7 protein-coding genes are annotated in these 8,804 nt (G+C 67.3%); 4 read left to right on the top strand and 3 right to left on the bottom strand.

Annotated features, from left to right (window positions below):
* Positions 1-71 precede the first annotated feature (71 nt).
* From RSO01_RS14245 to RSO01_RS14255, 3 genes are all read right to left on the bottom strand, one after another.
* Positions 72-1,004: a carbohydrate ABC transporter permease gene (locus RSO01_RS14245; RefSeq protein ID WP_147149772.1), complete on the bottom strand. Its 933-nt coding sequence runs from the start codon at positions 1,002-1,004 to the stop codon at positions 72-74.
* A 59-nt stretch (positions 1,005-1,063) separates the two neighbouring features.
* Positions 1,064-2,314 (bottom strand): ABC transporter substrate-binding protein, encoded by a 1,251-nt coding sequence (locus tag RSO01_RS14250; protein WP_147149773.1) that lies wholly within the window; start codon positions 2,312-2,314, stop codon positions 1,064-1,066.
* An 82-nt stretch (positions 2,315-2,396) separates the two neighbouring features.
* Complete coding sequence (locus RSO01_RS14255; RefSeq protein ID WP_147149774.1) at positions 2,397-3,419, bottom strand: ABC transporter ATP-binding protein; 1,023 nt, start codon at positions 3,417-3,419, stop codon at positions 2,397-2,399.
* A gap of 81 nt (positions 3,420-3,500) precedes the next feature.
* On the opposite strand from RSO01_RS14255, the gene RSO01_RS14260 reads away from it, so the two are divergent.
* From RSO01_RS14260 to RSO01_RS14275, 4 genes are all read left to right on the top strand, one after another.
* On the top strand, positions 3,501-4,523 hold the full coding sequence (locus RSO01_RS14260; protein ID WP_147149775.1) for a Gfo/Idh/MocA family protein: 1,023 nt from the start codon (positions 3,501-3,503) through the stop codon (positions 4,521-4,523).
* Complete coding sequence (locus RSO01_RS14265) at positions 4,523-6,133, top strand: AMP-binding protein (RefSeq protein WP_147149776.1); 1,611 nt, start codon at positions 4,523-4,525, stop codon at positions 6,131-6,133. The genes RSO01_RS14260 and RSO01_RS14265 overlap by 1 nt, the downstream gene beginning before the upstream one ends.
* An 8-nt stretch (positions 6,134-6,141) precedes the next feature.
* Positions 6,142-6,783 carry a DsbA family protein gene (locus RSO01_RS14270; RefSeq protein ID WP_170303056.1) on the top strand — a complete coding sequence of 214 codons (642 nt, stop codon included), beginning with the start codon at positions 6,142-6,144 and terminating at the stop codon, positions 6,781-6,783.
* Between the two features lie 364 nt (positions 6,784-7,147).
* Entirely contained in the window at positions 7,148-8,731 is a 1,584-nt protein-coding gene (locus RSO01_RS14275) for a peptide chain release factor 3 (protein ID WP_373867904.1), read from the top strand.
* The last annotated feature ends 73 nt before the right edge of the window (positions 8,732-8,804 follow it).

The following is an 8,804-nucleotide window of genomic DNA, read 5'->3' on the forward strand; positions in this document are numbered from 1 at the left end:
CTCCGGAAGAGGAAGACGCGCCACTGGAGTGGCGCGCCCCCAGCGAAGAGCGGGCTTATGCGAGGGCACGGTCAGCGCTCCAGGCTGCCGGCGTTGCCGCCGGAGAGCTTGTTGGCGATCACCGTCAGGACGACCAGCAGCAGGAACTGCACCACGGTCAGCGCCGCGGCGTAATCGAAGCGCGTCTGGCCGAAGCCCGCCTTGTAGATGTAGGTGATCAGGAGCTCGGTGGCGTGGCCCGGGCCGCCGTTGGTCATGACATAGACCAGGTCGAAGCTGGTGAAGGAATTGAGGATGCCGACCACGATGCAGAGGAAGATCGAGGGTCTCAGCAGCGGCAGGGTGATGCGGAAGAAGCGGGCGCGGGCCGGCACGCCGTCGACGCGCGCCGCCTCGTAGAGATGCTGCGGGATGCTCTGCAGCCCCGTCAGCAGGATGATCATGTAGAAGCCCAGCACCTGCCAGAAGTCGGCCAGGATCACGCAGGGCAAGGCCCAGTCGAAGCTCTGCAGGAACTTCATCGGCTGGTCGATCACGCCGGTCGAGCGCAGCACGTAGTTGAAGAAGCCGCCGCGCTCGTCGTAGAGCCAGCGCCAGATGATGCCGACCGCCACCGTCATCAGCGGGTACGACAGGAAGACAATGGTGCGGTAGACGGCGGCACCCCTGAGGTCGCTGTTGACCAACACGGCGATGCCCAGCGCGGCGGCAATGGCGAGCGGCGAGCAGGCGATGAAGATCAGCGTGTTGGCCAGCGCCTGCCAGAACACGTCGTCGTCCAGAAGCATCTCCTCGTAGTGCTCGAGGCCGATGAACTGCGCGGCCTTGAGCGGCGACCAGGCATGCACCGAGAGCCAGGCATTCCAGCCCAGCGGCAGGATGCGATAGAGGAAGAAGATCGCGAGCGACGGCAGCAGGAAGCAGACGACCAGCGCCAACTCGCGGGTGCGCTTGCGCTGGAACCAGGTCGTCTTGCCGGACCGCGGGCCTCCAGGCCCGCTCATGTCATCGTATCCACGACGAAGATGCGGGCCTGGAGGCCCGCGGTCCGGCAAGACATGACTCACGCCCGCCGCAGCTCGCGGCTCACCCGCCGCTCGGCGTCGCCGAGCGCGGTCTTGGCGTCCTTGCGGCCCAGCATGGCGCTCTGGAACTCGGGCCAGAAGCCGTCCTTGATGCGGCTGTCGTTGCCGAGCCGCCAGTTGCCGCACATCTTGTCGGTGTGCTCGAGCTGGGTGCTCAGCACCTGGAAGGCGAGCGGATCGTCCTTCTGGAAGCGCGCCAGGCTCGCCTTGTCGACCTCCTTGGAGCCGGTCAGCACGCTGGCGATCTTGGCGAAAGCGCTCGCCACTTCCATGTCGGTCAGGTACTTCACGAAGTCCCAGGCGAGATCGGGGTTCTTCGAGCCCTTGGAGATGCCGAGCCCATGGCTGTTGGGCGTCGCCCAGTTGCCCGGCATCTGCGCCGCCCCCAAGGTGTCGCCGTTGATCCACGGCCCCTTGCCTTTGATCCAGAAGAAGGCCGGCGCATGGGCATGCAGCATGCCGACATTGCCGGTGGCGAAGGCGTCGTTGGGCTCGACCCAGCGCCCCGTCCACGAGATCGGATTGATGGCGCCGCTCTTGGTCGCTTCCGCGAGCTTGGTCATGACCTCGGCGGCCTTGGGCGTGTTGAAGGCCGCTTTCTTGAGGTCGGGCGTCAGCAGGTCGACGCCGTTCATCTGCATCAGCGGCCAGTACAGCCAGTCGAAGTTCAAGGTCAGCAACCCGGTCTTCTCGCCGCCCTTGATCTTGTCGGCCGCGCTCAGGATCTCGTCGAAGCTCGCCGGCGGCTTGTCGAGGCCCGCCTCCTTGAAGCGCGTCTTGTTCCAGAACAGCAGCGTCTTGGAGACGTAGTAGGGCACCATGTAGTTCTTTTCCTCGAACACCCAGTTCGAGAGATAGGCGGGCTCGTAGCGCGCCTTCACCGCGGCCTCCGCGCCGAGCCGCGGCGTGAGATCGAGCAGCGCTCCCTGGGCGGCGTACTCCAGGCCGAGTGCGCCCTGGATGTCGATGACGTCGGGCGGCGTGCTGGCGGCGAGCTGGGTCTGGTAGTAGGCCGGCAGCTCCGGCCCCTTCTTGTCGACCCATTCGACCTCGACGCCGGGCCGGCTCTTCGTGAAGCCTGCGATCCAGCCTTTGAGCGGCGCCTCGAGATGCACCAGGTTCCAGGTCAGGAACGTGATCTTCTTGGGCGCCTGCGCGATTGCCGGTGCGCCCAGCACGGACGCGGCGGAGAAGGCTGCAGTGGACTTGAGAAGCTGCCGGCGTTGCATGTGTTTCCTCCCTTTTCGTCGTCCTGAGCGTAGCGAAGGACCTCATCGCCGCTTGCAACCGGCATGAGATCCTTCGCTGCGCTCAGGATGACATGACACGAATTCCCGTCACCCTGTCGAAGAAGTGCAGATTGGCTGGATCCGCGGTGAGCCGGACGGCCTCGCCCTTGCGCCGCACGACGCGTGGCGGCAGGCGCGCGACCAGAGCGGTGCCGGCGACATCGAGCGACACCAGCGTATCGGAGCCCAGCGGCTCGACGACACTGGCCGTGCCCTCGACCAGCGGCGTGCCCCCGCTGGCCCACACCAGGTGCTCGGGCCGCACGCCCAGCAGCAGCTTGTCGGATGGCCGACCGGCAGCGGGCAGCGCGGCCGCCGGCACGAGATTCATCGGCGGCGCGCCGATGAAGCCCGCCACGAAGGTCGAAGCCGGCCGGTCGTAGACGTCCTCGGGCGTGCCGATCTGCTCGATGCGGCCATGGTTCAGGATCACGATGCGATCGGCCAGGGTCATGGCCTCGACCTGGTCGTGCGTGACGTAGATCGTGGTCGTGGCCACGCGCTCGCGCAGGCGCTTGATCTCGGTGCGCATCTGCACGCGCAGCTTGGCGTCGAGGTTGGAAAGCGGCTCGTCGAACAGGAAGACCTTGGGATCGCGCACGATGGCGCGGCCCATGGCGACGCGCTGGCGCTGGCCGCCCGAGAGCTGGCGCGGCATGCGCGCGATATAGGGCTCGATGTCGAGGATGTGCGCCGCTTCGTCGACGCGGCGGCGGATCTCCTGGCGGTCGATGCCGCGATAGCGCAGCGAGAACGCCATGTTCTCGAACACCGTCATGTGCGGATAGAGCGCGTAGTCCTGGAACACCATGGCGATGTCCCGGTCCTTCGGGTCGAGCTCGTTGACGACGCGGCCGTCGATGGCGATCTCGCCCGCGGTGATGTCCTCCAGGCCGGCGATCATGCGCAGCAGGGTACTCTTGCCGCAGCCCGAGGGGCCGACGAAGACCACGAACTCGCGGTCGGCGATCTCCAGGTCGACGCCGTGCACGACCGCGACCTCGCCGAACGACTTTTTAACGTTGCGAAGGCTGAGGCCCGCCACGTCGTTGCTTCCCCCTTCCGCGGGTTCCCCCTTGCGCGAAACCTTAACATACTGCCTGCTCAGGAATAGGTGAGGAAACGAATGCGAATCGGGCTGGTCGGGTACGGCGGCTGGGGTCGCGTCCATGCGAGGGTGATCGGGCGTGTCGCGGGACTTTCGCTTGGCGGCGTGGTGGCCGGCGACGACGACTCCGCTCGGCAGGCGGCGCACGACCTGCCCGGCGTGTCGGTCCATCGCAGCCTCGATGCATTGCTGGCGGATCCGGCCATAGACCTGGTCGATATCGTCAGCCCCAATCATCTGCATGCCGATACGGCCGTGAAGGCGTTCGACGCCGGCAAGCATGTGCTGCTGGAGAAGCCGATGGCGACCACGCTCACCGATGCCGAGCGCGTGGTCGCGGCCGCCGAACGATCGGGTCGCTATTGCGACAGCGTTCTCCAGCTGCGCGCCTCCCGGCAATGGGCCAAGGTGCGCTCGCTGATCGAGGAGGGGGCGTTGGGCCGAATGCGCGCCGCCAACTTCACGCTGTTCCGGCGGCCCTTTCGCGGCGGCGCCGGCGACTGGCGTTTCGCCCGCGCCGAGGTCGGCTCGTGGATCCTCGAGGAGCCGATCCACTACATCGACCTGCTGCTGTGGTACTTCCGCGAGCGCGGCTTGCCCATCGAGGTGGCGGCGAGCGGCGTCGCCTCGCCGCGCGGCCCAGGCATGTTCGATGCCTTCACTGCGACCATGACGTTCGCCGACGGCAGCTACGCGGTGTTCTCGCAATGCCTGGCGGGCTTCGAGCATTCCCTCGTGCTCGAGCTCGCCGGCGATCAGGGTGCGATCCGTACCTGTTGGGCAGGCGCCATGGACCGCACCGAGACGCCCGACTTCGAGCTCAAGCTGCGACGCGCCGGCGCCGAGGCGGCCGAGACCGTCGCCGTCGAGAAGTCGGGTGAGGTCTTCGAGCTGGAGGAGCAGCTGCGCCGCCTGCTGGTCGAAGCGCCGTCGGGAAGCCCCTTGGTTTCGGCTCGCGAGGCCTTGCCGAGCTTGAAAGTCTGCCTCGAAATCGAGCGCGCGCTCGTCGAAAAGCGGACGATTCCCTTGAGGTGGTCGTGATGGCTCGACGTTTTGGTGATCTCGCCGACGACATTGCGGCCCGCCTGCCGGACCGCGAAGGGCTGGTGTTCGGCACCTCGCGCTACACCTTCCGCGAGCTCGCCCTGCGCATCGACGAGGCGGCGCGCCGCCTGATCGCGGCCGGCGTCGGCCACGGCGACCATGTCGCCCTGTGGCTCAACAACTGCGACGACTGGATCTTCATCTCCTTCGCCGTCCAGAAGATCGGCGCGGTGCTGGTGCCGATCAACACGCGATTCCGATCGCGCGATCTCGCCTATGTGCTGGCGCAGTCCGATAGCAGCTTCCTGATCACCCATGATCGCTCGGGGCCGATCGACTACGCGGCCCTGGTGCGCGAGGCCGTGGATCTGCCGGCATCCGGAGACGAGGTGAGCGATCCGCGCTTCCCCAAGCTGCGGCGCGTGATCCTGGTCGGCGAGAAGCCGCAGGCCGGGACCGTCGACTGGGCGGCGCTCGCCGGGCCGGCGGCCAAGGTCTCCGCCGACGAGCTGGCCGCCCGCGCGCGGGCCGTCGATCCGTTGGCCACGGCCTTCATCATGTACACCTCGGGCACCACCGGCTTTCCCAAGGGCGTGGTGCGCACCCACGAGCTGGTCGCCAATGTCGAGGAACGTGCGGCCCTGATGGCCATCACGGCCGACGACACGATCCTGAACTACCTGCCCTTGTTCCACGCCTTCGGCCTGTCGGAGGGGGCGTGGATGTCGCTGGTCACCGGCGCCCGGCAGATCGTGACCGTGGGCTTCGATCCCAACGAGAGCCTCGACCTGATCGAGAAGGAGCGGGCGAGCATCATCCACGGCTTCGAGGCGCACATGAAGGGTCTCGCCGAGGCGCAGGAGGCCCGGCCGCGCGATGTTTCAAGCCTGCGCACGGGCATCTTCGCCGCCGGCATGCTGAGCGCCACGCCGGTCGTGCGCCGCGGCATGCAGGCGCTGGCGCCGCTGAAGAACCTCTCGGGCTTCGGCATGACCGAGACGTGGCTCGGCGTGTCGTTGTCCTCGCTGGACGACGACGAGGTCCATCGTAGCGAGGCGTCGGGCTGGCCGGGGCCGGGCTTCGAGCTGCGCATCGTCGATGACGGCAGCGGCGAGGTGCTGGGGCCGGGCGTTGCCGGCGAGCTGCAGGTGCGCGGCCAAACGGTGCTGAAGGAGTACTACCGCAAGCCCGCCGAGACCGCGGCCGCCTTCACCGACGACGGCTGGTTCCGCACCGGCGACGCGGCGATGTGGCTGGCCAACGGCTGCCTGCGCTTCCTCGGCCGCTACAAGGACATGCTGAAGGTGGGCGGCGAGAACGTCGACCCGATGGAGACCGAGGGCCTGCTGCTGGAGCATCCCGCCGTGCAGCAGGTCGCCGTCGTCGGCCTGCCCGACGAGCGCCTGGGCGAGGTGGCCGTCGCCTACATCCAGCGCAAGCTGGAGGCGGAGCTCGACACCGAGAGCGTGCTGGCCCATTGCCGCGGCAAGGTCGCAAGCTTCAAGCTGCCGCGCCACGTGGTGTTCATCGAGGCCTTCCCGATGACCGAGTCGGGCAAGATCCAGAAGGCCAAGCTGCGCGAGGACGCGAAGAAGCGGTTCAAATGATGCCAGACATGCCGCCGCCCACCCTGACGCTCTACATCGACTATAAGAGTCCCTACGCCTATCTTGCCAAGGACCCGGCCTACCGCCTCGAGCGCGAGACCGGCGTGGCGATCGACTGGCTGCCCTACATCCTCGACATTCCCGCCTATCTCGGCACCGCCAAGGTCGACGCCGCGGGCCGCGTCCTGGAGCAGGACCGCAACGCCCATCAGTGGCGTCGCGTCAAATACAGCTACATGGACGTGCGGCGCGAGGCCAATCGCGTCGGGCTCACCATCCGCGGCACGCGCAAGATCTGGAACTCGTCACTGGCCGGCATCGGGCTGCTCTACGCCAAGCGGCACGGCGCCTTCCGCGCCTACAACGACGAGGTGTTCGAGCGCTTCTGGAAGCACGACCTCGACATCGAGGATCCAGCCGCTCTCGCCGACGTGCTGAAGCGCGCCGGCACCGACGCGGCGGACTTCGCTTCCTTCGCGGCAGGCGAGGGCGCGCGCGAGCTGAAAGCCGTGCAGGATGCCGCCGAGGCCAAGGGCGTGTTCGGCGTGCCGAGCTTCGTCTTTCCCGACGGCGACCTGTACTGGGGCCGCGAGCACCTGCCGAATATCCGCGAAATCCTGGCGGCAGAGGACCTGTCCCGGCGCACGTGAATGCACGCGTGCCGGCGACCCCTCAGGAACAGCGCGCTGTCGGCGCCAGACTAGGCCCGCAGCGCCCGTTCGTGATCGTTCAGGTGTAGTAGAACCTGATCAACCAGGTTCCTTGCTGGATGAGCCGGGGAGATTCCGCCAGGGTCCAGTCGCCGGCATGTGGACCGCCGCGCTGCTGCTTTCATCCTCGGTCGTATGCGCCGATGCACCGAGGGCACGGCGTGCTCGCTCACCCGGTCGGAGCTTGCGTGGCGCCGGCAATCAGTCGCCGAAACAGACCTGGATTTTGGCCGTTTTCTCGGACGTGAGTTGACGTGACGGCGAGGCTCCGCTACCCCCTCGCACCCTTCCCGGAAACCGAAAAGTGCCCGATTCCGCCGTCGTCTCCCAACTCGACTCCCGCCTGGCCGGCCACCCTGCCGGCTTGCGACGCACGTTTGCGATCATTTCCCATCCCGACGCCGGCAAGACGACCCTGACCGAAAAGCTGCTGCTGTTCGGCGGCGCCATCCATGTCGCCGGCGCGGTGAAGGCGCGCGGTGAGGCGCGTCGGGCGCGCTCGGACTGGATGAAGATCGAGCAGCAGCGCGGCATCTCGGTCACCACCTCGGTGATGCACTTCGAGTATGGCGGCGCGGTGTTCAATCTCCTGGACACGCCGGGCCACGAGGACTTCTCCGAGGACACCTACCGCACGCTGACGGCCGTCGATTCGGCGGTGATGGTGATCGACGCCGCCAAGGGCATCGAGGCGCGCACCCGCAAGCTGTTCGAGATCTGCCGCCTGCGCGACGTGCCGATCGTCACCTTCATCAACAAGCTCGACCGCGAGGCCAAGGACCCGATCGAGCTTCTGGACGAGATCGCCTCCACCCTGGCGCTCGACGTGGCGCCCATGACCTGGCCGACGGGTTCGGGCCAGGCCTTCAAGGGCACCTACGATCTCACCAACAATCGCATGCTGGTGTTCGATTCGACCGACCGCGCGCGCATCGGCGAGGTGATCGAGAACTACGCCATCGACGATCCGCGCCTGGCCGAAGAGGTCGAGCTGGTGCGCGCGGGCTATCCCGCCTTCGACATGGAGTCCTACCGCGCCGGCCACTTGACCCCGGTGTTCTTCGGCAGCGCCTACAACAATTTCGGCGTCCGCGAGCTTCTGGACGCGCTCGCCGCCTGGGCGCCGCCGCCGCGGCCGCAACCGGCCGAGCCACGCGCCATCGAGCCGACCGAGCCCAAGGTCGCGGGCTTCGTCTTCAAGGTCCAGGCCAACATGGACCCCAACCATCGCGACCGCATCGCCTTCCTGCGGCTGTGCAGCGGCAGGTTCCGCCGCGGCATGAAGCTGACGCAGATGGGGACCGGCAAGACGCTGTCGGTCAATTCGCCGATCCTGTTCTTCGCCCGCGAGCGCGAGATCGTCGACGAGGCGTGGCCCGGCGACATCATCGGCGTGCCCAACCACGGCGTGCTGCGCGTCGGCGATACCCTGACCGAGGGCGAGACGATCAAGATCGTCGGCATCCCCAATTTCGCACCCGAGATCCTGCGCCGCGTGCGGCTCGAGGATCCGATGAAGTCCAAGCAGCTCAAGCGCGCGCTGGAGGATCTTGCCGAGGAGGGTGTCACGCAGGTGTTCCGCCGCGTCATCGGCGGCGACCACATCGTGGGCGTGGTCGGCGAGCTGCAGCTCGACGTGCTGAAGACCCGCGTCGAGGCCGAGTACCAGGTCAAGATCGACCTCGAGCCAGCGCCCTTCGAGACCGCGCGCTGGATCTCGGCCGAGAGCAAGGCCGACCTGGAAGCCTTCATGAGCGCCAACCGCGGCGGCATGTCCGAAGACCGCGACGGCTCGCCGGTCTTCCTGGCGCGCAACGCCTGGGAACTGGGCTACATCGCCGAGAAGTCGCCCAAGATAAAGTTCTCCGACATCCGCGAACGCTCATAGCTGGGAGCGCGGGCCTCCGGCCCGCTCACGATCATGCTCTTCCGGACCGCGCGCATCCTGCGCGCTCATGAAT

Origin of the sequence: Reyranella soli (assembly GCF_007992495.1) — a bacterium.
Classification (GTDB): Bacteria; Pseudomonadota; Alphaproteobacteria; order Reyranellales; family Reyranellaceae; genus Reyranella; species Reyranella soli.

Excerpts from the sequence above, each read along its gene's own strand:
- RSO01_RS14245 (WP_147149772.1), bottom strand. The coding sequence starts at position 1,004 with ATGAGCGGGCCTGGAGGCCCGCGGTCCGGCAAGACGACCTGGTTCCAG.
- RSO01_RS14270 (WP_170303056.1), top strand. The coding sequence starts at position 6,142 with ATGCCGCCGCCCACCCTGACGCTCTACATCGACTATAAGAGTCCCTAC.
- RSO01_RS14250 (WP_147149773.1), bottom strand. The coding sequence starts at position 2,314 with ATGCAACGCCGGCAGCTTCTCAAGTCCACTGCAGCCTTCTCCGCCGCG.
- RSO01_RS14260 (WP_147149775.1), top strand. The coding sequence starts at position 3,501 with ATGCGAATCGGGCTGGTCGGGTACGGCGGCTGGGGTCGCGTCCATGCG.
- RSO01_RS14265 (WP_147149776.1), top strand. The coding sequence starts at position 4,523 with ATGGCTCGACGTTTTGGTGATCTCGCCGACGACATTGCGGCCCGCCTG.